Raw genomic sequence first — 25,604 nt, 5'->3', positions numbered from 1 at the left:
TTTCTTCTTAGTTTCGATCTATTGCGGTTATTTACGATGGTGTTTGACGTTTAATCTTGTCGTATTTACGGAAGTTGAAGAGAAAGCAGTTGTTCATTCCTGATTGATACTTTGTGCTGCCCTTGGAGTATTCAAAAAAAACGGACAGGATAGAGACATGCGTCATCTCCTTACTGCTACGGCGATTCTGGCGGCCTTTGCCGGACCGGCTGCCGCTGAAACCGTGAAACTGACAACTCTGGAATGGCCGCCCTATGTGACGGCAGATGCCAGCGGCCCCAGTACCGATGCGGTCAAATCGACTTTCGAAAAGGCGGGTGTTTCGGCGGAAGTACAAGTCTTTCCCTGGAACCGGGCGATCAACCTGGCGCAGAAGGATCCGGCCTGGATCGGTGTCTATCCGGAATATTATTCAGAAGCCAGCGATGTTGAGAAAGGGGGCGACCGCTGCCTGTTTTCCAAGTCGTTCGGTGTCAGCCCCGTTGGATTTATCCAGCGCAAGGACTCCGACTTTACCTGGAGCAGTCATGACGACCTGAAGGCTTATTCCATCGGTGTTGTGCGCGGCTACAACAACGAGGAAAAGTTTGATGCGATGGTGGCGGCCGGCGACATCAAGGTCGAGGAAGCCGATGACGATGCTCAAAACATTCTGAAAGTGGCCGGCAAGCGCGCCGCCGCCGGCGTGATCGACAAGCTCGTGTTTGAGCATCTGGCACAAAACGATCCGGCGGTTGGCAAAGTCGCGGGTGATCTGACTTTCAACGACACCCTTTTGATTGAACACGGTCTGTACATCTGTTTCGAGAACAGCGACGCGGGCCGGGCGGCACGCGACAAATTCAATTCTGCCCTGTAAGCTAATAGCGGAGACGCCCTGACAGGGCGGTCTCCACCCGAAGGGGCAATGGCAGGCCTGACAGCGGGCCTGTCTCGCAAGAGGCATTCATGCGTACGGTTCTAGCGAGCGTTTTTACTGCAGTCCTTGCAGTTTTTCCGGCTGCGTCGGCGGAAAAACTGAAGCTGACGACGCTCAACTGGCCGCCCTACGTTCTTGAGGACGGATCGGGACCGAACACGGATACAGTGCGCGAGATCTTTGCCAGGGGCGGCGTCGACATGGAACACCAGGTGTTTCCCTGGAACCGGGCCATCAAGCTGGCCGCCGATGATCCTGAGTGGATTGGTGTTTACCCGGAATACTATTCAGAGGACATCGACGCGGAAAAGGGCGGCGACCGTTGCCTGTTCTCCAAATCCTTCGGCGTCAGCCCCGTCGGCTTCCTGAAGCGGCGGAAGTCGGATTTTACCTGGTCCAGCCATGAAGACCTGAAAGACTATGTCATCGGCGTGGTGCGCGGATATGTGAACGAAGACCGTCTGGATCATATGATTGCAGCGGGTGAGATCACCGCCCAGCTTGCGGAAGATGACACGCAGAATATTCTACAGGTCGCAGCGCAGCGGACCGATGCCATCGTCATCGATCGTCTGGTCTTCGAGTATCTGAAGTCAAAAATGAAAGTTGTGGCCAAGGTTGCCAAAGAGCTCGAGTTTCACGACAAGCTCCTGGTTCAGCATGGCCTTTATGTCTGTTTTGAAAACTCTGCTGCCGGACGGGCGGCGCGCCAGATCTTCAACAGTCAAATGCCCGACAAGGATCTAACGGCTGAGAGCATCGACGGAGATCAGGACATCCGGCAGGGATCTGCGACTGGCGGCTGAAACCGGCAAGGGATCACGGCAAGATTCTCCCGCCGCGATCCTGGCGAGGTGCCGACAGGTACGTTCTACCTCAAATCAGGGCCTGTGCCACGATCATGAGTATACCGGCCCCGATAATATAGCCGGCGTCAATGGCGATGGCGGCCGTCGACTTGCCGCTGAAACCGCCATTTGACGCCGTCAGGCTCGCTGCGGCCAGAATGGCGAGAAGGGCGGTTAACAGGGCATCGTGGGTTGCCGTAACCCCGATCACGGTGGCCAGAAAAAGCAAACCGACAATTTGTGCGAGCATGGCCCCCATCGGAGGTTTGCTGTCCGGCGTCAGTTCAACACCGGAGCCTTCTGCCCAGGTCTTGAAAAACAGCAAGGGCGAATAAACGAGCCAACCGAACAAAAACGCGGCAATGGCCCCCACGATCACGGCTATCCAGTTTACAGAGTCGAATTCCATCTTTTCCCCCGGCTTGCTGTTGTCCAACCTCAGGAAATGTACCGATGAAGCGGATAATAGTCAACCAAATGGTTTAGTTTACTGTCTGCTTGCAGCCAAGGTCAGGGAAAGAGGGGGGCGCACAGGTCAATTGCCCCGCTTTCCGTCGAAGGTGTGTTTTGAAAAGAAAAAAATTTCTTTATTTTGAAGATCGCCGCTTGCCGACCGGCCTTGGCGATCCTATTTTGCCGCTCGACGCGGTCTGTTTGGGTGTTTTGCCCGGCCGCCGGTCCCAGACCCATTGAGGAGATTGTCATGTCTTTCGAATTGCCTGACCTGCCGTATGCCTATGACGCGTTGGCACCCTACATGTCTGCCGAGACGCTTGAGTTTCACCACGACAAGCACCATCAGGCCTATGTCACCAAAGGCAACGAGCTGCTCGCCGGCAGTGGCCTGGAAGGCAAGTCTCTGGAAGAGATCGTCAAGGAGAGCTACGGCAAGAACGCGCCGCTGTTCAACAATGCCGGTCAGCACTATAACCACATCCATTTCTGGAAGTGGATGAAGAAGGACGGCGGCGGCACGTCGCTGCCGGGAGCCCTGGCCTCTGCGATCGACAGCGATCTGGGTGGTTACGACAAGTTCCGCGCCGATTTCATTGCCGCCGGTATCGGTCAGTTCGGCTCCGGTTGGGCCTGGCTGGCGGTCAAGGACGGCAAGCTTGAAATCATGAAAACGCCGAACGGTGAAAATCCGCTGGTTCACGGCGCGGCGCCGATCCTCGGCTGCGACGTCTGGGAGCACTCCTACTACATCGACTACCGCAACGCGCGTCCGAAGTATCTGGAAGCTTTCATCGACAACATGATCAACTGGGACTACGTCCTGGAGATGTACGAAGCCGCAAAATAACGTTTCCGGCATTCGCGAAATCAGGGGCCCCGGTTCAGACGAACCGGGGCCTTTTCATATCCGGGCATACATCTTGTTACATTTTAGCGGGCGTGTTCACGGGACCGTGATTTAGCGCGCCGCAGGCAAATGCGCTGTACTCCCCTTGGTGCGATGACGCGACGCGCCTTTGATCGCCTTGTTTGCGAGAGGGAGAACTACATGCGCATTTTTCAGAAGATTGCAGTGATCGGTTTGGCCGCAGGTCTTGGTTTTGCCGGTTTCACGGCCCAGGCCGCTGATGATCCCGTTGCAGCCCGGCAAGCCGTCATGGCGTCGGTTGGCGCGGCAGCCGGACTTGGCGGCGGCATGATGAAGGGCGAGATCGACTACAACCCAGCTGCCGGCAAGGCCGCAATCGCAACCATGAACGCGGCCGCCGCGACCTTCGGGGACTTCTTTCCGGCCGGCTCCGACCAGGGCAACACGGGTGCAGCCCCGGCGATCTGGGAAAACGCAGACGGTTTCTCCGCCGAACTTGCCAAGTTTGCGGATGCTGCGAGCAAGGCCATGGAAGCGTCCGGTAAATCCGGCCCTGCCGACCTGGATGCATTCAAAGCTGCCATGGGTCCTGTCTTCGGCACTTGCAAATCCTGTCACGAGACGTACCGTAAGAAGAACTGACCGGAAGTCAGTCCCGACTTTCCGGTGATTTCGGTATGAAACCTGGAGAGGTCCTTTGAAAAAGGCGATCATAGTCCTCATTCTGTTCGGCGTGATCGCCGCCGGTGCCGGCTGGGTCCTCTCTGCACCGACGCGCATGTCTGACACTCAGGCATCGGCCTTGAAATCCGGTGATCCTGAAAAGGGTGAGCTGGTGTTCTGGGCAGGGGGCTGCGCCTCCTGCCATGCGGCCAAGGGCGCAGAAGGAGATGCACTTCTGGAGCTGGGCGGCGGGCTCCGGCTGGAAACGCCCTTTGGCACTTTCGTGGCCCCGAACATCTCTGCCAGCGAGGCAGATGGTATCGGTGCCTGGTCGCTCATTGATTTTGCCAACGCCATGACCCATGGCACCTCGCCGGACGGACAGAACCTCTATCCGTCCTTTCCCTATACGTCCTATGCCCGAATGAGCGGCGAAGACCTTGGCGATCTTTATGCCTTTCTGAAAACCGTGCCGGCCGTCTCGGGCAAGGCAGCCGATCATGAACTCGGTTTTCCCTTCAACATCAGACGTGGTCTCGGCTTGTGGAAGCGCATGTTCCTGGATCCAGATCCGGTCGTAGCTTCACCGGTCGGGGCTCCGGAAGTCGACCCGGCCCTCTGGGCGCGGGGTCGTTACCTGGTTGAAGGTCCAGGCCACTGCGGTGAATGTCATACGCCGCGTGACTTCGCCGGCGGGTTGATCCTCGGCAGCTGGCTCGGAGGGGCGCCGGCGCCCACAGGAGAGGGGCGTATTCCGGACATCACTCCGGTTGAAGGTGGTTTTGGCAGCTGGAGCGCAGCCGATATTGCCTATTATCTGGAGAGCGGTTTCACCCCGGACTATGATTCCTTTGGTGGTGAGATGGTGCATGTTCAGGAAAACATGGCGCGGCTGCCGGCAAGCGACCGCGAGGCAATCGCTGCCTATCTGAAAGCCATCCCGGCTGTCGACCCTGCCAATAACTGAGATCAAGCGCATTTGGATTTAGCTGCCACATGACCGGTTCGCCGACGTTTTCCATTTGCCAGGTCGACCGGGCGGAGGATCTGGAGACCATCCGGTCCCTGTTCCGGGCCTATGTCGACTGGCTGGCAATCGATCTCAGCTATCAGGGCTTCGAGGAAGAGCTGGCCGGACTGCCCGGCAAATATGCGCCGCCGGCGGGCGGGCTTTTTCTGGCCAAGGATGGGATCGGCACGGTTCTGGGCTGCGTGGCACTGCGCCCGTTCGGCGACGCCGGTGCCTGCGAGATGAAGCGGCTTTACGTTCTGCCGGAAGGGCGGGGGCGCGGGGTCGGCGCCGGGCTTGTTTCGACTGTTCTGGAAGCTGCGGAAACAGCAGGCTACTGCGAAATGCTGCTCGACACGTTGCCGACCATGACGGGTGCAATCAAACTCTACAGAGCGGCGGGATTTGAGAAGGTCGATGCCTATTATGACACGCCCATCGCTGAGACCGTGTTCTTCAGAAAACGCATTGTAAGCTGATCAGGCGCACTTCAAACAAAACCACCCGCAAGCAGGTGGTCAGTTGTTGTTTTTTATTTTTTGGGTCGCATTGCCCGTGCACAGTTATCTTTTTAATCGAATCCAATCTAACACAGGTTGTGGCGTGGGTGTATTCCGGAACAGGCGCGGGACATCACGTTTTCTTGCAATGTCCCGCAAGTTTTCAACCAGCCTCAACAAAGGATGAATTCAATTGCCGAACTGCCCGGCATTTGCGACCCGTTCTCGGGTGCAATCAGTCTGTCAGCGCCTGTGGGGCCGGGGAGCAAGCTCACTGTAAGGCAATCAGGGCCTCGATCTCGACACGGAGCTCCGGCGCGAACAGGCCGGAAACCATGACCAGCGAGCTGGCGGGAATGGCATCACCATAGCGCTCCGTCAGCGCGGTCCGGATGCCGGGAATATCTGCGGGATCGCAGACAAAGACCGTTACCTTGACCAGATCGCGCAAGGAACGCTCGTACTGTTCGGCAATGACCTCAAGCTGATCGAGCACGGCCGCGGTCTGTGCCTTGGCATCAAGTGGCTGGGCATCCGTGCCAAAGGCGGTAAAGCCTGACGTATAGAGCGTATCGCCATGGACGACGGCATGGGTATAGGGCCCGACCGGCAGGCCGAGCTGTTCGAAATTCTGTCTGGAGACAGGCATCTTGCTTCCTTTTGAAGATCAGGAAAGACGCTGGACCAGGAAGGCTGTTGCCTTCTGGACAGCAGGTCCGAGGAAAAAGGCGATGAGGGCAGCCGCTGGCCAGGCCAGCTGAAAGGCTTTCATCCACTGAGCGACAAAGGCTTCCGTCAGGCCCAGATTGATGAAGGTCACCCAGCAGGACATGAGCAAAGACAGGCTGAATGACATCAGCAGGGCTGCAATCAGCCGGGTTTTCAGGACCTGGTCAGGCATCGGCTGCTTCAAGCGCACCGATCTCTGACAGTTCCTCGATGTAGTTGACTTTGGTCAGGTTGCGCGCAAGGAACGCCTTTGTGTGTGGCATTTCAAAATGGGCTTCCAGTGCTTTCTTGTCGGTCCAGCTTTCCCACAAAGTGAATTTACGCGGATCCTTCCGGTTTTGCCTGATCTCGAACAGATGGCAGTCCGGTTCAGTCTGTGTCTGTAACGCCAGGTCACGCAGTCCGGCTTCGGTTTCCCTCAAGTCCGCACCGTCCTGAAGTTCAATGCCTGCACTGATGAAATATCGGGTCATTTCAATCTCCCTTGCGTGTGAGTGCAAGACAGACATATTGATTTCATTTTTCAAAATCTATATGCGTAAATGAGAGTTTAAATTGAGAAAATGAAATCATGTTGGATGATGTTGCCCTGTTTGTTCAGATTGCCCAGCTGCGCAGCCTGAAGGCGGCGGCGGATCGGGTCGGGCTGCCGCCGGCAACCGTTACCCGTCGTTTGCGCAAGCTCGAAGAGCGGATCGGAGCGCAACTTGTTCACCGGTCGGCGCGCAAATTTGCCCTGACATCGGCAGGGCAGGCCTATTTCGAGGCCTTTGCGGATCTGGTGCAGCACGCGGAGGCAACGCTTCGCAGCCTGGACACCGATATGAGTGCCTTGCAGGGCAGCCTGAAGGCGGCAGCCCCGACCAACATTTCCGTTGGTATCCTGCAGCCGATGTGGTCCGGTTTTCTGAAGGAATATCCGGACATCCGCCTGACGCTGACACTGAGCAACGAGAACCAGGATCTTCTGGCCAACCAGGTGGATCTGGCCTTGCGCGCCGGACCGCAAACGGATGAACGCCTGTATCAGCAACGCCTTGGTACCGTTGCGACGATCCTTGTGGCGTCACCCGGTTATCTCAACCAGGCTGGTACGCCGACCAATCCGGCAGAGATCGAATCCCACGCCCAGATCCGCGTGGCTGCCTTGCCGGAATGGCTGCTGCAGAACACAACGAGCGGGGAGCGGGCAAGAATACCCATCTCTGCCAGGATCACGGTCGACGATATCGGCCTGGCCCGGCAACTGGCCGCAGACGGCCATGGACTGGCTCTGTTGCCCGTCAGCGAATTGTCGGCGGACCTGCAAACCGGCCGGCTTGTTCCGGTGCTGCCAGGGTGGCAGGGCCAAAGGCGGGATATCTTCGCTGTCTGGCCGACAGGCCGCTTGTTAAGTGCCCGCGCAAAGTGCCTGCGAGATTACATCGCCGACTATCTGAGTGAACGACCGATCTTCCGCGGAGAGGTGCCAGAGAGCGGCCCCCGGCTTTAGGCGGTGTAGGTGTTGCAGCGCATGAAACGCGGGATGTCGATATAGCCGCGCATGTAGAAGATCCAGGCTTCGCATTCCTGCTGGGTCTTGAAACAGCCGGCCTGCGAAATCAGGTAATTCTGGTCGAAATTGTTGACCTTGCCGCTGGCAATGCCCTTCCAGCCGCTGCCGGTGAATGTCCGGCAATCGTAGGGCGTGTTGTAGGTATAGGGAATGTTCTGCCGGGTTTTGGAGAAGGTCGGCGCGAACAGCAGATCCGAGGGCTGCTGAAACTGTGATTGGCAGCCGGCCATCAGAAGGGCCGCTGACAGTGTTGCCACGACACGCAGGCGTGCCTTCAATCCGGAGCTGTCGGGGCGGGCAAGGCGTGTCGAAACGGGCATTCTGGGCTCCAGTGATCGCGGCGGCCGACTGGCGGCCATCTCAGAAACTGATTTGCTTTTGCGTCAGATGAGCCGAAGACAGGGGCAAAATCAAGTCACGAAAACGAAGCCCCCCGCACTTGCGCGCGAGGGACGGGAAGGGGGACCGATAGTGCCAGTGGACGGCCGGCTCCCGGAGCGGCCAGACCGGGTCAGGCAAACGGATCGATATTGGGCAGATTGAAGTCGAAGGGGTTCTCCAGTCCCTGGCCGGCATCTTCCCACGGCTGGTAGTGGCCGTCTTCCTGAAGCTGCAGCAAGACGGCTTCCAGGTGGTCGCTGATCGTTCCGACCGCGTCCCAGGCATCGCCCATGCCGGCCGCAAACCGGGCAATTTCTTCGTAAAAGCCTTGCGGCAGGTCGCCGATCTCGATCTCGTCGAGGCTGGAAAAGTAGAACGGGAACGGCGTTTCGTACTCAAAATGATAGGCCCGTTCGGCGCCGTTCAGGTAGACGATTTCACCCTCGAACAGAACCGACATGGTCATTTCGTACTGACCGAAATCGTTCAGTTGAATCTCGACAGCCAATTCGAAGACCATCTCGAATTCTTCAATCCCGTAGTCGAACGCTTCGCCGTAGATTTCAAGCATCTGCTCCTGGCCGAAGGCCGTCAGGACCGGGTCGCCATGTTCGTTGAAGGTTTCAGCCTGGATCGTGGTGCCGACCTCGGAGGCCATTTCGATGTAAAGCTGTCTGAATTGGTTGTCGTAGAAATTGCCCTCAAACTCATGCATGAGGCCGCTCTGATATTCGACGGGGACTTCCTGGCCATTGTAGAAACTGGACTTGATTTCGGTCGCCCGTTCCTCCGCCAGCGTCATGATGTCCAGCGTTCCCTCCGAGGTGCGGAAGGTATAATCCATCATCTCAAGGCCGAAACCCAATTGCTGTTCTCCGGCAGCATTTGAAGAATCAACCTGGGCACTGATGCCGCCCTGTGCGCCTTTTTCCAGTTCACCACCGGGCAGGTTCCCCTTGCCGTCGAGATCATAGGGGTCGAGGTTCAGGAACGGCAGATCGTTGGTGGCGCCGTCACCCGGCGGTGCAAGGTCCTGGTTCTGGGAGGATGAGGCGACTGGAGCGATGTAAAGGTCGCCGTCTTGATCCGTAAGATGCAGTACAGGGGGGGGCGTATTTTGGGACGATGTCGTGCCGGTTTCCAGGTCGATGTCCAGCAGGGTGTCCAGGTCGATGCGGGTGCTGTTGCCGAATACTTGATGCTTGGTCATGTTGTCTCCTCTCCAATTCGAAAGTTGCGCCCGGTTGAAATTTTGTTTCGTCCGGAGCCCTAGAGTTGGTGAGCAGAGGTGGTGCGATCAATTTAACTTTGTTTCATGAACTATTGGAAATATTTCGGTTCGAAGAAAAAAGGACAGATACAAAAATCAGGAAATTTCTGAAAACGAAAAACACCAGCGAAGATATATTTGAAAAAATCTAGCGAAATCTACCGAGATAAAAAAATCGGCGCCGGAAGCGCCGATTCTTCATGATTTGTACTCGGGGAGGGCTTAATTCACCGTCACCCAACGCAGCATCAGGAAATTGTCCGCACGCTGTGTCAGGTCGATATTCGATTTTGACCCCCACAGCAGCGGCTGAATGTGCAAGGGCACATAAACCACGTCGTCGCGGACAATTGTCGCGACTTCCTCCAGCATGGCCTGGCGTTTTTCCGGATCGATTTCGCGCTGGATCTGCGGCAGGAGTTCATCGACCCGGGCGTTGGAGTAGCCACCAAAGTTCCAGCTGCCGAGCTTCTTCTCGTCATTCTTGGTGGTGACCAGGAAGCGGACCGGGTGCTCCGCGTCGAAGGTGCCGGGCGACCAGCCAAGCAGATACATGTCGAAATTGCCCGCGCGCAGCTCCGGCCAATACGTCCTGACTGGCATGGCATTCAGGTTGGCTTTCATGCCGGACTGGGTCAGAAGGGCCGCCATGGCCTTGCACAGGGCTTCGTCGTTTATGTAGCGGTCGTTCGGGCATTTGAGGCCGAATGAAAATCCGTCCGGATAACCGGCTTCCGCCAGCAGTGCCTTGGCGCCTTCCGGATCATAGCCAATGCGCTCGGAAGCAGCAGCGCTATAACCTTTCATCTGCGGGCTGACCAGCTGGCTGGCGACTTCCGCATTGCCGCGCATGATCTTGTCGACAAGCGCTTCCGCATTGATCGCCTTTTGCACGGCGGTGCGCACCTTCACGTCCTGAAACGGGTTCTTGTCGGCCGTTTCCTTGGAATATTTCAGGGCGTCGTGGCCATGGGCAAAGCCGAGCATGATCACCCGAGCCTCGATGCCCCGGTGCAGGGTGAGACCGTCCTGATCTTCGATGCGGCTGACATCCTGGACCGGAACCGGTTCAATCAGGTCCACCTGACCGCTGAGCAGGCCGGAAACCGCAGTTGCCGGGTTGGCGATCGGCAGGAACGTTGCCTTTGTCAGATTGTGCTGTTTCTCGTCCCACCAGCCGTCGAAGGGTTCCAGCACGGTTTCCACACCCGGTTCGCGCGACGCCAGCTTGAAGGGACCGGTGCCGTTGGTGTTCAAGGTGGCGTAGGTTTCCGTGTCTCTCGCCGGCAATTCCGCACCATTCGCTTCAGCCCAGCCCTTGTCCAGGATCATGAAGTTGGCGATGGAATCGGGAAAGATCGGGTTGGGCGCATGGGTCAGGAAGTCGACGGTATAGTCGTCCACGATCTTGACTTCCTTTACCGGCGCAAACCAGGAACTGACGTCGGACGCTTCCGAGGAAGCCCGTTCATAGGAAAACAGCACGTCTTCTGCCGTGAAATCGGCGCCGTCGTGGAACTTGACGCCTTCACGCAATTTGAAGCGCCAGCCGTCTTCGCCAAGCGGTTCCCAGCTTTCCGCCAGAGATCCTTCAATGGCCATGTTCTTGTCGCGCCGCACAAGACCTTCATAAACATTGTTCAGAAAGCCCAGCACCGGCGCGGAGCTGACGGCGTGAGGGTCCATCGTCTGCGGGTCGGTCGGCGACGACCAGCGCAATTCGGCGGCAGAGGCGACGGAAACGGAAGAGAGCAGGGCAGCTGCGAGTGTAAAACCTGCAGCAACATGTCCGGCTCGGCGTGATGACTTGGTCATGACATCCCCATTGGTGGTTTTGACTTTGTGGTTGGAAATCAGCCTAAGCCATTTCAGGGCAAAAGAAATACCGGGCCCGCACGCGGACCCGGTCCTCTTTTCAAAAACGCGTGATGAAAGGCGATCAGGTCTTGCCGGTCACCATCAGGGCGAAGGCCTGGTTGCGGGCGACTTCCTTCAGACGATCGAACCGTCCGGAAGCACCGCCATGGCCGGCATCCATGTTGGTGGTCAGCATCAGAAGGCTGTCACCGGTCTTGGTTGCCCGCAATTTGGCAACCCATTTGGCCGGTTCCCAGTAGGTGACACGCGGGTCGGTCAGGCCGGCGATCGCGAAAATGGCCGGATAGTCCTTTGCCTCGACATTGTCATAAGGGGAATAGGAACCGATGTAGTCATAGGCCGACTTGTCGGCAATCGGATTGCCCCATTCCGGCCATTCCGGCGGTGTCAGCGGCAGCGTGTCGTCCAGCATGGTGGCGAGGACATCAACGAAGGGCACTTCGGCGATGATGCCGCCAAATTTGTCCGGTGCCATGTTGGCGATCGCTCCCATCAGCATGCCGCCGGCCGAACCACCATGGGCGACGATCCGGTCATGAGTTGTGAATTTCTCCGAGACCAGATGATCGGCGGCGGCGATGAAATCGGTGAACGTGTTCTTCTTTTGCTCGCGCCGGCCATCCTTGTACCAGCGGAAACCCTTGTCCTTGCCGCCGCGGATATGCGCAATCGCATAAACAAAGCCGCGATTGACCAGAGACAGGCAGTTGGTGTTGAAGCTGGCCGGAATGGTGATGCCGTAGGAGCCGTAGCCATAGAGCAGCAGCGGCGCGGAGCCGTCGAGCCTGGTGTCCTTGTGATAGAGCAGCGACACCGGCACGGTTTCCCCGTCCGGCGCAGGCGCCATCAGCCGGCGCGTGACATAGTCGGACGCCTCGTGTCCGGACGGCACTTCCTGTTCCTTGCGCAACACTCTTTCCCGCGTCTCGACATTGTAGTCGAAGGTCTGCGACGGGGTTGTCATGGACGAGTAGGTGAAGCGGATCGTGGTCGTGTCGAATTCATAACCGTCGCTGAGACCGAGGGAATAGGCTTCTTCGTCAAAGGCGATTTCGTGTTCGACATTGTCCGCCAGGCGGCGGATGACGATGCGCGGCAGGCCGTCCTCCCGCTCCAGCCGGGTCATGAAGGTCTTGAAGACACAATGGGACAGGATCAGGCAGCCCGGCTTGTGGGCGACCAGGTCGGTCCAGTTGTCTCGGCCCGGATCCGATTTCGGTGCAGTGACGATCTTGAAGTCTTCCGCATCGCCCGCGTTGGTCAGGATATAGAACTGATCGCCGTGATCATCGACGGAGTATTCAACTCCGGTTTCGCGCGCCGCGATCAGTTTTGGAGCGGCAGTCGGTTCATCCGCGGGGATGGTCCAGACTTCCGAGGTTTCGTGATCATGGATGTCGATGATGATCGTGTCGCCCGACTGGGTCTTGCCGACCCCCATGAAAAAGCCGGCATCCTTTTCCTCAAAGACAAGTGCGTCCTTTGCCGGGTCCGTACCGATTTCGTGGCGGAACAGCTTCGATGGCCGGTGATTGGCGTCCAGGCGGATGTAGAAGACATATTTGTCGTCTGACGAAAACACACCGCCGCCACCCGTGTCCTCGATCTTGTCATCGAGATCCTGGCCGGTTTCGGTATCGCGCAGGCGCAGCGTGTAATATTCCGAGCCCTTGTCGTCATAGGCCCAGGCCAGAAGCTTGTGGCCGGTCGCCTGGCTGACCCCACCAAACTTGAAATAGGCCTTGCCTTCGGCTTCCTGGTCGCCGTTCAGGAGGATGGTTTCCCTGCCGCCGTCCCGCGGGGTGCGGAAGAAGATCGGCTGCTGGCCACCGGTCTCGAATTTCAGGCCATAGGCGTAAGGGCCATCCGGAGAGGGGACGGAACTGTCATCTTCCTTGATGCGGCCGCGCGCCTCGGCAAAGAGTTGCTCCTGAAGCGCATTGGTCGGAGCCATCTGGGCTTCCTGGTAGGCGTTTTCCGCTTCCAGGTAGGCACGGATATCGGCGTCGAGAACTGACGGGTCACGCATGACCTCCTGCCAGTTGTCGGCGCGCAGCCAGGCATAATCGTCCTGCCGCTTGATGCCATGGGTTTCAAAGGTGGCGGGGCGCGCTTCGGCGCGCGGGGGAAAAGCATCCTGTTTCATGGTCTGGGAGGTAGGCGCTTTGCGGGGCGATGGCAAGAGGTGCAGGCTGTCAAAGTCCCGCGTGCCTATGACTGTGTTCCACTCGCGAAAACCGCGGTGATGCGGGGCAGGAGAAGTTCGGAGATCGTGGTGTCGGGATCAGCCTGAAAAAGAGCGGCGGTGCGTTCAAGCTCGTCGAGGGCAGCGATCTTTTGGCTCAACGCCGGGAGGTCCAGCGAGACTGCGTCCCTGGGATCCAGCCTTCCAAGCTGCGTTGCCGGGGCAGCGCGCCGACTGCATCGACAGGCATTCTGGGGGGCGGCAATGCCACAACTGGCACGCAGAAGTGACTGGATTTTTGTCCGGGCCCGGGACAGGCGCTTACGGAAATTGGCTGGCGACAGGCCGAGCGCGGCGGCGGCTTCAGACTGATCAAGGCAAAGGATTTCGCCCAGGATGTAGGCCAGCCGATGGTCGCCGTCGAGTACCTGCAGCATGGCCCGGCAGCAGCCGAGCTTGACCTGGGCGACCAGCAATGCGGTTTCCGGATTGTCCGTGGCGGTCACATCCAGCCCGTCTTGCAGGTCCGACGCGAAGCCTTCGGCGCTGACCGGGGCCTGCCGGGCCTTGCCGCCACGAAAATCGAGAATGCATCTGGTGGCAATCGTCCAGGCCCAGGTCGAAAACCGGGCGTCGCCGCGAAAGGTTGACAGGTTTGTCGCCAGCCGGATCAGAACCTCCTGGGTGGCATCCTCGGCGTCGTCGTGCCGCTGAAGCATGCGCAGGGCGAGGTTATAGACCGGACGCATGGCCAGCGACAGAATGCGGTCCAGGGCGGCGGCCTCACCGGAGGTCGCCCGCTTAACCAGAGCGTCGTCAATCAGTTCAAGCGGGCGCTCCATGAAACTACTCTCCCGCGATCAGATCCATCGGACCAGCCAGCCTCGGTGGCGCCGCCATCAGTGCCAGGAAGTCCGGGGTTGTGGGCAGGGACTGGAACAGTCGATTGCCTTCTTCGGCAGCCGCCGCATCGCGCCAGTGCATTTTGTCCATGAAGAGGTTGGGTTCGGCGGCAGAACGATAGGTGGCTGAGGCCAGCAGTCCCGGCAGGGAATGCGCCTCTGCAATCAGCTTTTCCTTGATGTCCAGAAAGGCGGGGATGTTCTCGTCGCTGATTTCGTAGACATAGACTTCGGTGTGTTTGGTCATTGGACTGTCCTGTTCCAGGTGAACGTTACACACCGTTTGACGGACGCAGACGTCGGTCTGTGACAAACAAAATTGCCTTGTCTTCAAAAACTCGGTCAGGCGATTGTTTTCAAACAAGCTGGCCGCTCGGATCCTATTTGAGCACGATCGGGTTGTTGGTCCGGCTCAAACGCAGTTTCGGGACGGCCTGATGGTGGGTGTTGATGTAGAGAGTGGCTTCATTGGCCGCAATTTCGTCGATCGGCAGATCGTTAGGTAAAACGCCGTCCAGCAGGATCCTGGCAGCCATGTCCGCCGCAGCCTCGCCGCGTTCGCGATACTCGGTTCCGAAGGCGAGCGTAATGCCCTCGTTGATATAGGCGGTCGAGGACCCCATGCTCACGACATCCTGGGGAAGGATCTGCTTCAACAGATCGAAATAGGCAATGAAGGACGATGCCGCCGTGACATAGATGACGTCGGCGGATTGGAGTTGCGGTGTCAGGGAATCAATTTGCAGCTTGCTTGTCCTGGCATCGGGCGACAGGCGCAAGCGGAGGACTTCCTTACCGAGTGCTTCGCTCACTGCGGTGATCTTGTCGAGCTCGGAGACTGAATTGTCCTCGCGTGGGTCGAACAGGACGGCAATTCGTTTGAATGGATAGAGCTGCTCAAGCAACTGAATGTTGACTTCGGGCGACAGCGCCATCTTGGCGCCGGTTATACCGAAGGCGGGTGAGCCGTGCGAAGCCGCAATCCCGACCCCTACCGGATTGGCAACGATGTTGAACAGATGAGGGATGCCGTCTGGATTGAAATTCTTGACGGTTTGCGTCGCCGTTGTGCCGAAGGTGTAAATCAGATCCTTCGATTTCAGTTTGTCCCGGCTCTGCCGCAAAAATCCGGCAAGCCTGTTCTGGTCGCGTGCGGCGTCAAAGATTTCGTACTCGGCGTCGACGCCCAGGTCTTTCAGCCGCTGAATGAAACCGAACTCCGCGTCGGTCTGACCTCGCCAGGTGATCATCAGGATTGACTTGCTTTCGGCGCTGGCATTGCCGGCGTACAGGGAGCAAAGCACAAACAGCAGACATATCAACCGGGTCAACAAACGGGGTGCACTCCCATTGGCACGAGGATTTGGCACAGCCATCCTTCACATTCAGGTCATGAATCTATCCTGAATTTGCAAATGCTCCTAACCTGCTTTTTGTCTTGCTCAGTTAAAAAACGTTTCTTTTGCCAGCGAAATTTTTCCTGTTTTTTACCTCTGGTTGTTTCTGGTTGTTGGGCCGCCTTTTGACTGTATCGTTAGACCGGCGGGTTCGACCGGGAGCCAGCTCGACACAGACGGCATATTCGCGCGCGGAGTGCTCGGTCATGACCTAGCGGTAACAGGCCTGCGAACCGCTGTTCTTTCAATGCGGTTGTCAGGACCTCTCAACAAGGATTGAATCTTTTTCAGCGGCACGTCCGGTGATCAGTCATAGCTGAGATCCGTGGCCTTGCCGCGGAACACCGTGTAAGCCAGCACCGTGTAACCGATAATCACCGGCAGGACGAACAGAGCGCCCAGCAGAATGATGAAGAGGCTTTCGGGTGCACTGGCGCTCTCGTAAAGCGTCAGTTTTTCCGGCACCACATAGGGATAGAAGGAATAGGCCAGTCCGGCAAATGCAAGAACGAACAGCAGGGAAGAGGCTGTGAACGGTATCCAGTTCCAGCGGTCGAGCCTGTCCGGCAAGTGCTTGAGTGCAATCCAGAGGACGCCGAGCAAAAGAAGCGAAACAAGGGGCAGGGGAGCCAGCAGGATGATGATGGGAAACGAAAACCATTTTTCGAAGATCCGCTCGCTGATCAGGGGGCTTGCCGCCGAAACGGCGCATAGGCCGACCAGGACTCCCAGGAGCCTCCGACGTGCCCAGGTGACCGCCTTGATCTGCAGGGCACCGTCTGTCTTGATGATCAGCCATGCGGCACCGATCAGACCATAGCCGGCCGTCAGGCAAAGCGCCGTCAAGGCGCCAAACGCCATTGTGGCAGCTGTCTGTTCGAGGCCCATGATGTAGATGCCGAGCATGTAGCCTTGTGAAAGCGAGGCTGCGAGTGAGCCGATAAAGAAGGACCGGTCCCAGATCACCTTTTGTGCTCCGGTCGTCTTGGCACGGAACTCGAAAGCGACACCGCGCAGGATCAGACCGATCAACATGACTGCAACCGGCAGATAAAGCGCTGTCAGCACCGTCCCGTGGGCGACTGGAAAGGCAACCAGCAAGAGGCCGACTGCCAGCACAAGCCAGGTTTCGTTTGCATCCCAGAAGGGCCCAATGGCCGCCACCATTCTGTCCTGTTCGTGCTTTTCGGCAAGCGGAAAAAGAATGCCCACGCCGAGATCAAAACCGTCCAGAATGACATAGACGAGAATGGACAGGCCCATCAGGGCGGCAAAGGCCAGCGGCAGCCAAACGGCCGGATCTCCAAACAGGGTCATCGTGTAACTCCGCGGGCAGAAAGGCGACAGGAGCTGCGCCGGAATGGGGTCGGCGGTCAGGTTCCGACGATTTGTAAGCCAGTCGGAAAATCACGGTAACATAGGCGACCAGCAGGAGCGCATAGACCACCAGATAGGCGGCAAGTGTCGTCGCGACCATTCCGGCCGGAACGTCGGCCACGGCGGCTTCCGTCGTCAGAACCCCTTGAACAAGCCAGGGCTGACGACCGATCTCTGTTGTGTACCAACCGGCCAATGTTGCCACCCATCCGGAGAAAGTCATCGCGACGAGCGCACGCAGGACCCACCGGTTCAGCCCGTCGAGGCCGCCGCTGCGGCGCATGGCTATCAACGTGCCCCAGCTGACCAGCAGCATAAGGACACCTGTTCCGACCATGATGCGGAAGGACCAGAAGACGGGGGCGACCGGCGGGTGAAGGGCCGTGCCATCTTCAGCATAAAAGTCGTTGAGACCCGGGACAACGCCGGCTGGATCGTGCTTCAGGATGAGTGATGCGCCGCTCGGGACGCCGATTTCGAACCGGTTCTCCCGGTTCTCTTCGTCGGGCAGGGCAAAGAGCAGCAGGGGCGTGTTGGGGCCGGTTGTCCAGTTGCCCTCCATGGCAGCGACTTTCTGAGGCTGATGCTCAAGCGTGTTGAGACCATGCAGATCGCCTGCATAGATCTGGGCCGGTATCAGGATTGCAGCCATCCAGAGGCCGGTGCGAAGCGACAGGCGGGCGCCTTTTGACCGATCACCGACCAGCCGCCTGTAGGCAGAAACGCCCGTGATGAGAAAGGCGACTGTCAGTCCGGAGGCCAGCAACATATGGGCGAGCCGGTAGGGCATGGAGGGATTGAAGATGATAGCCATCCAGTCCGTGGCGTGAACCACGCCATCGCGCAGCTCGAAGCCGGCAGGCGTGTGCATCCAGGAATTCAATACCAGGATCCAGAACGCGCTGACCGTGGTGCCGAAGGCGACAAGGAACGTCGCCAGCGTGTGCAGCCAGTTCGGAACGCGGCGTGTGCCGAAAAGCATGATGCCAAGAAAGGCCGCCTCCAGAAAAAAGGCCGTCAGAACCTCATAGGCCAAAAGCGGGCCGGCGACATTGCCCACGGTTTCCATGAAACCGGGCCAGTTGGTGCCGAACTGAAAGCTCATGGTAATGCCGCTGACAACACCAAGGCCGAAGGAGAGGGCAAAGATCTTGACCCAGAACCGGTAGGCGGCCATCCATCGGTCATCACTGGTTGCATTGAAGCGAAGCTTGAAAAACAGCAGCACCCACCCCAGCGCGATGGTGATCGTCGGGAACAGGATGTGAAACGAGATGTTGGCGGCAAACTGGATCCGGCTCAGCAGCAGCTCTTCCATTTGGTCCTCTAAGCGGTTGTCTTCTCTGGCCTGGATATGGACTTTTGCGCAGGCGCCACAATCGAAATCGGCCAGGATGCGGCGCCATGCCCTGCGTCAAGCCGCCACCTCGCCGTCAGTCCGTTCTGCGCTACCGCGGGTCGTATTCCCGATTGACAGCATGACCCTTGTTGGCCACAAGAAAGGGATGGTTTCCGAATCCGAAGCCGGATCGGAATTAAAAGGGAACACGGTGAGGCGTAGCCATCAGGCACCAAATCCGTGACTGCCCCCGCAACTGTGAGCGGCGAGCGACCCTGGAAGCGCCACTGGGAGACCCCCGGGAAGGACCAGGCAAGCTGCGACCCGCAAGTCAGGAGACCTGCCATTTCACCTGAAACTTCAACCCGGACGGGGTGTTCCGGAGGAGCGAGTGACATGGCAATTCAGCAACTGCTGATCTCAAGTGACATTCGGTTCGACAAGCCCCCGTGCAATCGCGGAGGGCGATATGAACCGGACAGACACAAGACAGACTTCTTTCACCACTGCTCGCAAGAGAACGCCGACCAGCAGCCTTAGCGAACGTGCGGCCCGGGCCATGTGCCCGAACCGCTTCAAGGACGTGCTTGCAAAGAACAAGGATCGTAATGTAATAACATTACAAGATTCTCTTTCCGGTGTTGCAGCAGGAGGTTCCTTGAAAGCACTTGAGGCGCAAGACCGTCCGGCCAGGCTGGACGAAGCAGACCCCTCTGTTTCGAACAGGGGGACCGGGCATGAGCACTGAACCGCACAAGATTTTCGTCTGCACCTCCTGCCGGCATAAAAACAGCAATTGTCGGCCGGGCTACGAGCTGATCAAGAAGCTGCAGGACGCCCTGAAGCTTGCGGTGCCCGTGGTCGGTGATGATTTCGAGATCTCGGGCGTCGCCTGCATGGCCGACTGTTCCAGGCCGTGTACGGTGGCCTATCGGGCCAGTGGCAAGGCAACCTATCTCTTTGGCGATATCGATCCGGAAACGGATATCGATGATCTGGTTGCCTTTGCGGAGCACTATCGTGCCCTCGAGGACGGATGGTGCAATTCCGGCGAACGGCCCGGCAAGCTGCGCCGGACGGCACTTGCCCGGATACCGGCGGCCATGATCGTCACCGAAGCCGATACGGCCGCCGTCTCATGAGCGGTGCAACGCTTTCCGTTCGCGGTGTGAGCTGGCAGCCGGGCAGGGGCAAACGGCTCCTGAACGATGTCAGTTTCGAGCTTGCGGCTGGAAAGGTACTTGGAATTGCCGGGGCCAATGGCGCCGGCAAATCCACGCTTCTGCGACTGCTGTACCGGTTTCACCGGCCGGTCAGCGGTTCCGTTCATCTGAACGGCCGGGACATCTGGTCGTTGTCGGCACGCGAGAGTGCCCGGCAGATTGCCGCCGTCCTTCAGGAACAACCAACGGATTTTGCGCTTTCCGTTCGTGAAATCGTGGCGCTCGGCCGGCGTCCGCATGGATCCGGATTTGCAGGTGGCGGGCGTCACGACGCTGAACTCATTGACGGTGCACTGGACCGTATGGGGCTTTTCTGTCTGGCAGGCCGTTCCTTCGGGACCTTGTCAGGCGGTGAACGTCAGCGGGTGATGGTGGCCCGGGCACTCGCCCAGGAGCCGCAATTGCTGATCCTGGATGAACCGACAAATCACCTGGATATCCGCCACCAGCTCGAAATCGTCGCGCTGATCAGCAGCCTCAACATCACCATTGTGACCAGTCTGCATGATCTCAACATGGCGGCGCAGGTGTGTGATCAGGTGCTGTTGCTTCACCAGGGCAATCTGGTGGCTCACGGCGCGCCGGAAGAGGTTTTGACGCCGGAATATATCGAACACGCCTATTCGGTGCGGGTCCAGCAGCAGGAGCTGGGGCCTGGCCGTGAACGACATCTCAGTTTTCATCTTTAAAAGTGGAGTATCTTTATGAAACGTCTGGCCCTTGGTCTGGCTGCAACCCTTTACGCAGGTACAGCTTTTGCTCAGACAACCGTTCAAAGCTGCGACCGCGAGGTCACCTTTGACGCCCCGCCGAAAGCGGCCATTTCCAACGACGTCAACCTGACGGAAATGATGCTGGTGCTGGGCCTGCGTGACAGCATGGTCGGCTATACCGGCATTTCCGGGTGGAAAACGCTGGACGAGGAGATGCGCGAAGGCGTTGCCGAACTGCCGGAACTGTCCGCCAAATACCCGACCAGGGAAGTGCTGATCGGCGCAGATGCGGATTTTTACTTCGCGGGCTGGAACTATGGCATGAAGGTTGGCGGAGAGGTCACGCCCGAAACCCTGGAGCCGTTCGGGATCAAGGTCTACGAGCTGACGGAATCGTGCATCCATATCGGCGACAAACCGAAGGTGTCCATGGACGACATGTATAATGATCTCGTTAATCTCGGGAAGATTTTCAATGTCGAAGACACCGCCCTTGACCTGGTGGCGGGCTACAAGCAGGAGCTTGAATCCTTTACCTCTGCGCTTGAAACCGGCGACAAGCCGCTGCGCGTCTTTGTTTATGACAGTGGTGAAGACAAGCCATTCACGGCCGGCCGTTACGCGATGCCGACTGCCCTGATCGAGGCGGCCGGCGGTGTCAACGTGCTCGATGATTTCGAGAAGAGCTGGGCCAAGATCGACTGGGAAACAGTGGTCGAAAAAGATCCGGAAGTGGTCGTGATCGTCAATTACGGCAACGTCACAGCCGAGCAGAAGCGTGACTTCATGAAGAACAATCCAGCGCTTGCCGGAATTGATGCCGTCAAGAACGACCGTTTTGTCACTCTGGAATACGTGGAAGCGACACCGGGACCGCGGAACATCAATGCGGTGAAGAAACTCGCCGACGCCTTCTGGGGAGAATGAGCCCTTGTTGCAACGACCGGCTTCGGATGGACTGGATCGCTCGTTTCAGACTGACCAGCGAAAATCCACCAAGCAGAGCGCGATCGGCCTGTGGATTCTGGCGGGCTTGATCGTTCTTGTCGTGTCCGTGGTCATGGGCGTTTCGGTCGGGGCGGTTTCCGTCCCGTCTGGAACGGTTCTCGGGGTTGTTGCCAACAAGGTCTGGCCGGGACTGGTTGACGTCGACTGGTCCAAGGGCCGGGAAGCCATCGTCTGGGACATCCGCTTTCCGCGGGTGATCCTGGCCGCCTTTGTCGGTGCCGGGCTGGCGCTGGTCGGGGCGGCGCTGCAGGCGGTGACGCGCAATCCGCTGGCTGATCCACACCTGCTCGGCATATCGTCGGGCGGGGCAGCCGGTGCCATTCTGGCGCTTTTGCACACGGGGCTTTTTCTCGGTCTTCTGACCGTGCCCGTGATGGCCTTTGCAGGCGCGCTGCTGGCAACGCTTGTTGTGCTCAGCGTGACCCGGTTCACCGGCGCAACAAGCGCCGACAAGCTGGTGCTGGCCGGGGTTGCCGTGTCCTTCGTGATCATGGCCCTGGCCAATATCCTGATTTTCCTGGGCGATCCGAGGGCCACGCATACGGTGGTGTTCTGGATGCTGGGCGGGCTTGGTCTGGCGCAATGGAGCCATCTGCTTTATCCGCTCGCCATTCTGGTCCTGACGACGCCTTACCTCCTGATGAAGGCCGCGGATCTGAATGCGATGACCATCGGCGATGAAACGGCTGCAACGCTGGGCATCGCCGTTCAACGTTTCCGGCTGACGGTGTTCGTCGTTGGCGCTCTCATCACCGGCGTGATGGTCGCGTTTTCCGGGATCATCGGCTTTGTCGGCCTGATGATCCCGCATATCGCGAGATACCTGGTGGGGGGCAGTTACACGCGTGTCCTGCCGATTTCACTTCTGCTTGGCGCGATTTTCCTCATCTGGGCGGATATTCTGGCGCGCACGCTGATGGCGCCGGAAGACATGCCCATCGGCATCGTCACCGGTCTGATCGGCGGTGTCTTCTTCATCATCCTGCTGCGATCGAAGTCCGGCGACGGCGGCCGCTGAACAGGATGAAGATCATCACGGCCATGTTCAGGAAGTTCCAGGCGATGCCGTTCAGGAAGGCGGCATCATAGGAACCGGTCAGATCGTAGATCAGGCCGGACAGCCAGCCGCCGAGCGCCATGCCGAGGATTGTTGACATGATCACCAGACCGACCCGCTGGCCGGCCTCGCGTGCCGGCAGGTATTCGCGCACGATCACTGCGTAACTCGGCACGATGCCGCCCTGGGCCAGGCCGAAGATCAGCGAGACCAGATAGAGCGATGCCAGCCCATCGAAGGGAATATAGAGAAACAGGGCAGCGCACTGCAGGACGGAGCCGATCAGCAGCGTCTTCACGCCGCCAATCTTGTCGGCAACGAAACCGGAGGCAAGCCGGCTGATCACCCCGGCGCCCGTCATCAGCGCGATCATGTCGGCGCCGGGCGCAACGCCGAAGCCGAGATCGACACAATAGGCAACGATATGGACCTGCGGCATCGACATGGCCACGCAGCAGGCCAGGCCGGCCAGAACCAGCAGCCATTGCAGCGCTGCCGGTGATAGGCCGGTGGTCTGGTCACCGAAGGCCCGGGCGCTGGGCGCGGCCGACAGGGCGCTTTCGGGTGGTCGCCGGCGCAGGATCAGCGCAAGCGGAACCATGGTGACAATGCAGATCGCCGCGATCATCAGGTAGGTTTCGCGCCAATCGGTCGTGGCCAGGCTCCACTGGATGAAGGTTGGCCAGAGCACACCTGCCAGATAATTGCCACAGGCCGCACAGGCAACCGCGAGCCCGCGGCGTTTCAGAAACCAGTGGGAGACATCTGCAATCAGCGGCCCGAAGGTCGCCGCCGTGCCCAATCCGACAAGAACGCCCTGGGCAAGCGAGAACATCCAGACATCCGTGGACAGTGCCGCCAGCGCGAAACCGGCGCTGAGCGCGACGGCCGATCCGATCACAGGCGGCACGATGCCGAACCGGTCGACAAAACGACCCAGCAGATAGTTGCCGGCGGCGAAACCCAGCATGGTTGCAGTGTAGGGCAGGGAGGCGCCGGCCCGGTCAATGCCAAAATCGGTCTGGACTGCCGGCAGAACGACCACGACCGCCCACATGCCGGCGCCTCCAAGGGTGCTCAGCAGGATCGAGATGGCCAGGCGGAACCAGGCATAGGGCCCGTCCTGGACGTAAGGGTCTGGCGCGGTGGCAACGGACATGATCGGCTTTCCGGACATTCAGTCTTTCGTGCCTATCAGGTCGGCAGACCTGCGACCAACAAATTTCCTTGAAGCAATTGAACAGGATCTGAAATGAGTTCGGTCCGCACAAAGCCAGGTTATGACGTTTTGTCATTCTCCGGAGCGTGCCCGTAGGCCTTCAGGATCCGCAGGGCAATCAGCGTGATCCAGCGGCTTGGCTGCCTCGGTGGTTCCAGCTCCAGGTGGGTTTTGCCGGGCAGCGCCGCGCTGCGCAGCCAGCGCCCGTCCTTGCGCCGCAATCCGGCCAGCCGGGTCAGTGCTTCCTGCATCCTCGGGTCGAACGGCGTGCCGTCGGCGCGAAACGTGTCGAGGGCGCGAAGCGTGGTGTAACGCCAGCGGGCCGGGAAGGTCGGTTTCAGAAAGCCGGCCCGAATGATGTCACCGCTCCGGCGGGAGCGGAACAGACGACGGGCCAGGAGGGCTTCCCTGGCTGTGCGGAGACTGTCCCTGATCTCTTCGGCGCGATAGGAGTGGCCTTTCGCCAAAAAGCCGGACAAGCCTTCGATCGCCGATAGTGTTGAATGCAGGGAGCTGACCTTTGCACCGGACCTGTTGCGCATGCAGTTGAAACCGCCGTCTTGCATTCGCTCACCCAGAAGAAAGTCGACCACCGGTTCCAGGCGCTTTGCTGTTACTCCGAAATAGGCGGCATAGCTCAGAAAGAGCGCATTGATGCAGACATCGCTCTTCTTGTCTCCAGCGGATGCTGTGATGCCGCCGTCCCGGGCGCGCGGACGCCTGAGGATCAGATCAAGGCTCTCGGCGATTGCCGGATGGTCAGGCGGAAAGGCAAAGGACTTGAGGTCCAGAAGCGTGTAGTGGCTGGCGGTCCAGTAGGGCTTGTAAAAGCCATTGCCCCAGGAGCCATCGATGTGGCGCGCCTCCAGATAGGCCTTGCCCCAGCCTTCCAGAGGAATGCGCTTCTGAAGATCTAGGCGATCTTCTTCAAAGAGATCCCTGTGAACCTGGAAGGCGATTGCCGGATCGCCGTCCAGAAGCCAGGTTACGACCGGATCGTTTTTTGAGAGATTGAACGAAGAGGAGGCAAATAGTGCAGACGGCATTGGCGACGGGAGCGTTTCGGTGCCGCGCATTTTAGCCTTGCCTTACGGGGCCTTCCAGTTCGGAAGACCCCTGATGATCGAGTCTTACGCTGCGTCGCCGTCGACCTGGCTCGTTGCCAGCGTCTCGGCAACAAAGTCCCCGAGCGTTCGCGCGGGATGGCCGATCAGGTCTTGCAGTGCTGTGGAGGCTGTTTCCAGTTCGCCTGCCGAAGCCCCGCGGTCCGCATCGGCAAGGGCCTTGGCGAAGCCGTCCGGCAGTCCCGCTTCCACCAGGATCCCGGCATAGGTGTCTTCCGGAAGATTGTTGAACGGAATGTCGCGTCCGCTCTGGCGGGTGAGTTCGGCGGCGAGATCTGCGAGGGTGAAGGCGGGTTGGCCGCCAAGGTCGAGGGCGCGTGTGGACAGGTCATCACCTGCGATCACCCTGGCGGCCGCTTCGGCATAGTCCGAGCGTCCTGCCGCGGAGAACCGGCCGCTGCCACTTGCACCGACAACGGCACCGTGGGCAAGGGCAGCTGCAACGGTGCCGGCGAAGTTTTCAAGGTACCAGCCATTGCGAAGAACGGCATGCGCAATGCCGCTGTCGGCAAGCCGCTGTTCCGTTTCGACATGTTCCGCAGCAAGGATCAGGCTGGAGTGCGGCACGTTGAGCAGGCTGGTATAGGCAATGAACCGGACGCCGGCAGCCTTGGCGGCTTCGATGACCGCTGCATGCTGTTCCACCCGCTTGCCGACCTCGGATCCGGAGATCAACAGCAGACGGTCGACGCCGGCCAGGGCTGCGCGCAGACTTTCCAGATCGTCGTAGTCGCCTTTGACTACAGAGACGTGAGCGGAGGCAAGATCCTGAGCCTTTTCCGGCGAGCGCACCAGAGCGCGCACCGGTTCCGTGGTCAGGTTCTGGAGGTGTTTCAGGGCAAGGCGGCCCAGCTGGCCATTGGCACCCGTGACAGCGATCATCGTCTTTCTCCTTCAAACGATCGGTTATGTTCGGATGCTTCCCATGTAGACGAGTCACTTACTTTTTGTTAGTACGTACAAAAAGGTTAGTTTTGGGATTTC

The 25,604-nt window shown here is 58.8% G+C and carries 27 protein-coding genes and 1 riboswitch; of the genes, 11 read left to right on the top strand and 16 right to left on the bottom strand.

Annotated elements, in window-relative coordinates:
- Nucleotides 1-157 precede the first annotated feature (157 nt).
- Nucleotides 158-859, top strand: a complete 702-nt coding sequence (locus ACO6TG_RS03600) for a substrate-binding periplasmic protein (RefSeq protein ID WP_422376902.1) — start codon at nucleotides 158-160, stop codon at nucleotides 857-859.
- An 89-nt stretch (nucleotides 860-948) separates the two neighbouring features.
- Nucleotides 949-1,725 carry a substrate-binding periplasmic protein gene (locus tag ACO6TG_RS03595; RefSeq protein ID WP_422376901.1) on the top strand — a complete coding sequence of 259 codons (777 nt, stop codon included), beginning with the start codon at nucleotides 949-951 and terminating at the stop codon, nucleotides 1,723-1,725.
- 70 nt (nucleotides 1,726-1,795) lie between these two features.
- Here ACO6TG_RS03595 and ACO6TG_RS03590 read toward each other — a convergent pair whose 3' ends face one another.
- Nucleotides 1,796-2,176: a DUF1761 domain-containing protein gene (locus ACO6TG_RS03590; RefSeq protein WP_422376900.1), complete on the bottom strand. Its 381-nt coding sequence runs from the start codon at nucleotides 2,174-2,176 to the stop codon at nucleotides 1,796-1,798.
- Between the two features lie 294 nt (nucleotides 2,177-2,470).
- On the opposite strand from ACO6TG_RS03590, the gene ACO6TG_RS03585 reads away from it, so the two are divergent.
- The 4 genes from ACO6TG_RS03585 (at nucleotide 2,471) to ACO6TG_RS03570 (ending at nucleotide 5,242) form a co-directional block, all read left to right on the top strand.
- On the top strand, nucleotides 2,471-3,070 hold the full coding sequence (locus ACO6TG_RS03585; protein ID WP_422376899.1) for a superoxide dismutase: 600 nt from the start codon (nucleotides 2,471-2,473) through the stop codon (nucleotides 3,068-3,070).
- A 201-nt stretch (nucleotides 3,071-3,271) separates the two neighbouring features.
- Nucleotides 3,272-3,733: a c-type cytochrome gene (locus tag ACO6TG_RS03580; RefSeq protein WP_422376898.1), complete on the top strand. Its 462-nt coding sequence runs from the start codon at nucleotides 3,272-3,274 to the stop codon at nucleotides 3,731-3,733.
- A gap of 55 nt (nucleotides 3,734-3,788) precedes the next feature.
- A complete protein-coding gene (locus tag ACO6TG_RS03575) occupies nucleotides 3,789-4,721 on the top strand; it encodes a c-type cytochrome (RefSeq protein ID WP_422376897.1) in 933 nt (310 codons plus the stop codon).
- A gap of 29 nt (nucleotides 4,722-4,750) precedes the next feature.
- Nucleotides 4,751-5,242, top strand: a complete 492-nt coding sequence (locus ACO6TG_RS03570; RefSeq protein WP_422376896.1) for a GNAT family N-acetyltransferase — start codon at nucleotides 4,751-4,753, stop codon at nucleotides 5,240-5,242.
- Between the two features lie 292 nt (nucleotides 5,243-5,534).
- Here ACO6TG_RS03570 and ACO6TG_RS03565 read toward each other — a convergent pair whose 3' ends face one another.
- From ACO6TG_RS03565 to ACO6TG_RS03555, 3 genes are read right to left on the bottom strand one after another with little or no spacing between them, the layout of a single operon-like run.
- Nucleotides 5,535-5,912 (bottom strand): RidA family protein, encoded by a 378-nt coding sequence (locus ACO6TG_RS03565; RefSeq protein WP_422376895.1) that lies wholly within the window; start codon nucleotides 5,910-5,912, stop codon nucleotides 5,535-5,537.
- Nucleotides 5,913-5,930: 18 nt separating this feature from the next.
- The gene (locus ACO6TG_RS03560; RefSeq protein ID WP_422376894.1) at nucleotides 5,931-6,164 is read right to left on the bottom strand and encodes a DUF2798 domain-containing protein; all 234 of its coding nucleotides are present in this window, start codon (nucleotides 6,162-6,164) and stop codon (nucleotides 5,931-5,933) included.
- Entirely contained in the window at nucleotides 6,157-6,465 is a 309-nt protein-coding gene (locus ACO6TG_RS03555; protein ID WP_422376893.1) for a putative quinol monooxygenase, read from the bottom strand. The genes ACO6TG_RS03560 and ACO6TG_RS03555 overlap by 8 nt, the downstream gene beginning before the upstream one ends.
- A 98-nt stretch (nucleotides 6,466-6,563) precedes the next feature.
- On the opposite strand from ACO6TG_RS03555, the gene ACO6TG_RS03550 reads away from it, so the two are divergent.
- Entirely contained in the window at nucleotides 6,564-7,484 is a 921-nt protein-coding gene (locus ACO6TG_RS03550; protein WP_422376892.1) for a LysR family transcriptional regulator, read from the top strand.
- Here the strand turns inward: ACO6TG_RS03550 and ACO6TG_RS03545 are convergent.
- The 9 genes from ACO6TG_RS03545 to ACO6TG_RS03505 form a co-directional block, all read right to left on the bottom strand.
- Nucleotides 7,481-7,867, bottom strand: coding sequence for a hypothetical protein (locus ACO6TG_RS03545; RefSeq protein WP_422376891.1), 387 nt, complete (start codon nucleotides 7,865-7,867; stop codon nucleotides 7,481-7,483). The genes ACO6TG_RS03550 and ACO6TG_RS03545 overlap by 4 nt on opposite strands.
- 191 nt (nucleotides 7,868-8,058) lie before the next feature.
- Nucleotides 8,059-9,138: a hypothetical protein gene (locus ACO6TG_RS03540; RefSeq protein ID WP_422376890.1), complete on the bottom strand. Its 1,080-nt coding sequence runs from the start codon at nucleotides 9,136-9,138 to the stop codon at nucleotides 8,059-8,061.
- Nucleotides 9,139-9,420: 282 nt separating this feature from the next.
- The gene (locus ACO6TG_RS03535; protein WP_422376889.1) at nucleotides 9,421-11,013 is read right to left on the bottom strand and encodes an ABC transporter substrate-binding protein; all 1,593 of its coding nucleotides are present in this window, start codon (nucleotides 11,011-11,013) and stop codon (nucleotides 9,421-9,423) included.
- Between the two features lie 124 nt (nucleotides 11,014-11,137).
- Complete coding sequence (locus ACO6TG_RS03530; RefSeq protein WP_422376888.1) at nucleotides 11,138-13,222, bottom strand: S9 family peptidase; 2,085 nt, start codon at nucleotides 13,220-13,222, stop codon at nucleotides 11,138-11,140.
- Between the two features lie 65 nt (nucleotides 13,223-13,287).
- Nucleotides 13,288-14,103 carry an RNA polymerase sigma factor gene (locus tag ACO6TG_RS03525; protein ID WP_422376887.1) on the bottom strand — a complete coding sequence of 272 codons (816 nt, stop codon included), beginning with the start codon at nucleotides 14,101-14,103 and terminating at the stop codon, nucleotides 13,288-13,290.
- A gap of 4 nt (nucleotides 14,104-14,107) precedes the next feature.
- A complete protein-coding gene (locus ACO6TG_RS03520; protein WP_422376886.1) occupies nucleotides 14,108-14,410 on the bottom strand; it encodes a hypothetical protein in 303 nt (100 codons plus the stop codon).
- Between the two features lie 133 nt (nucleotides 14,411-14,543).
- Entirely contained in the window at nucleotides 14,544-15,413 is an 870-nt protein-coding gene (locus ACO6TG_RS03515) for an ABC transporter substrate binding protein (RefSeq protein ID WP_422376885.1), read from the bottom strand.
- A 453-nt stretch (nucleotides 15,414-15,866) separates the two neighbouring features.
- A complete protein-coding gene (locus tag ACO6TG_RS03510; RefSeq protein ID WP_422376884.1) occupies nucleotides 15,867-16,877 on the bottom strand; it encodes a cytochrome d ubiquinol oxidase subunit II in 1,011 nt (336 codons plus the stop codon).
- The gene (locus ACO6TG_RS03505) at nucleotides 16,780-18,255 is read right to left on the bottom strand and encodes a cytochrome ubiquinol oxidase subunit I (protein WP_422376883.1); all 1,476 of its coding nucleotides are present in this window, start codon (nucleotides 18,253-18,255) and stop codon (nucleotides 16,780-16,782) included. Before ACO6TG_RS03505 ends, ACO6TG_RS03510 begins: the two co-directional genes overlap by 98 nt.
- Before the next feature lie 171 nt (nucleotides 18,256-18,426).
- Nucleotides 18,427-18,638, top strand: a riboswitch (cobalamin riboswitch).
- Nucleotides 18,639-19,013: 375 nt separating this feature from the next.
- Here ACO6TG_RS03505 and ACO6TG_RS03500 point away from each other — a divergent pair.
- The 4 genes from ACO6TG_RS03500 (at nucleotide 19,014) to ACO6TG_RS03485 (ending at nucleotide 22,238) form a co-directional block, all read left to right on the top strand.
- On the top strand, nucleotides 19,014-19,418 hold the full coding sequence (locus tag ACO6TG_RS03500; protein ID WP_422376882.1) for a DUF1636 family protein: 405 nt from the start codon (nucleotides 19,014-19,016) through the stop codon (nucleotides 19,416-19,418).
- Nucleotides 19,415-20,188, top strand: coding sequence for an ABC transporter ATP-binding protein (locus ACO6TG_RS03495; RefSeq protein ID WP_422376881.1), 774 nt, complete (start codon nucleotides 19,415-19,417; stop codon nucleotides 20,186-20,188). The genes ACO6TG_RS03500 and ACO6TG_RS03495 overlap by 4 nt, the downstream gene beginning before the upstream one ends.
- Nucleotides 20,189-20,203: 15 nt before the next feature.
- Nucleotides 20,204-21,139, top strand: a complete 936-nt coding sequence (locus ACO6TG_RS03490; RefSeq protein WP_422376880.1) for an ABC transporter substrate-binding protein — start codon at nucleotides 20,204-20,206, stop codon at nucleotides 21,137-21,139.
- Between the two features lie 133 nt (nucleotides 21,140-21,272).
- Entirely contained in the window at nucleotides 21,273-22,238 is a 966-nt protein-coding gene (locus tag ACO6TG_RS03485) for a FecCD family ABC transporter permease (protein WP_422378834.1), read from the top strand.
- On the opposite strand, the gene ACO6TG_RS03480 is transcribed toward ACO6TG_RS03485, so the two are convergent.
- From ACO6TG_RS03480 to ACO6TG_RS03470, 3 genes are all read right to left on the bottom strand, one after another.
- Nucleotides 22,198-23,436 carry an MFS transporter gene (locus ACO6TG_RS03480; protein WP_422376879.1) on the bottom strand — a complete coding sequence of 413 codons (1,239 nt, stop codon included), beginning with the start codon at nucleotides 23,434-23,436 and terminating at the stop codon, nucleotides 22,198-22,200. The two genes, ACO6TG_RS03485 and ACO6TG_RS03480, sit on opposite strands and share 41 nt — an antisense overlap.
- Before the next feature lie 119 nt (nucleotides 23,437-23,555).
- Complete coding sequence (locus tag ACO6TG_RS03475) at nucleotides 23,556-24,572, bottom strand: hypothetical protein (protein WP_422376878.1); 1,017 nt, start codon at nucleotides 24,570-24,572, stop codon at nucleotides 23,556-23,558.
- Nucleotides 24,573-24,626: 54 nt separating this feature from the next.
- Nucleotides 24,627-25,502 carry an SDR family oxidoreductase gene (locus ACO6TG_RS03470; protein ID WP_422376877.1) on the bottom strand — a complete coding sequence of 292 codons (876 nt, stop codon included), beginning with the start codon at nucleotides 25,500-25,502 and terminating at the stop codon, nucleotides 24,627-24,629.
- Nucleotides 25,503-25,604: the final 102 nt, after the last annotated feature.

It is taken from the genome of Roseibium sp. (genome assembly GCF_965233565.1).
Taxonomy (GTDB): domain Bacteria; phylum Pseudomonadota; class Alphaproteobacteria; order Rhizobiales; family Stappiaceae; genus Roseibium.
The sequence above is the reverse complement of the archived record's forward strand: the minus strand, read 5'-3'. Positions and strand labels throughout refer to the sequence as shown.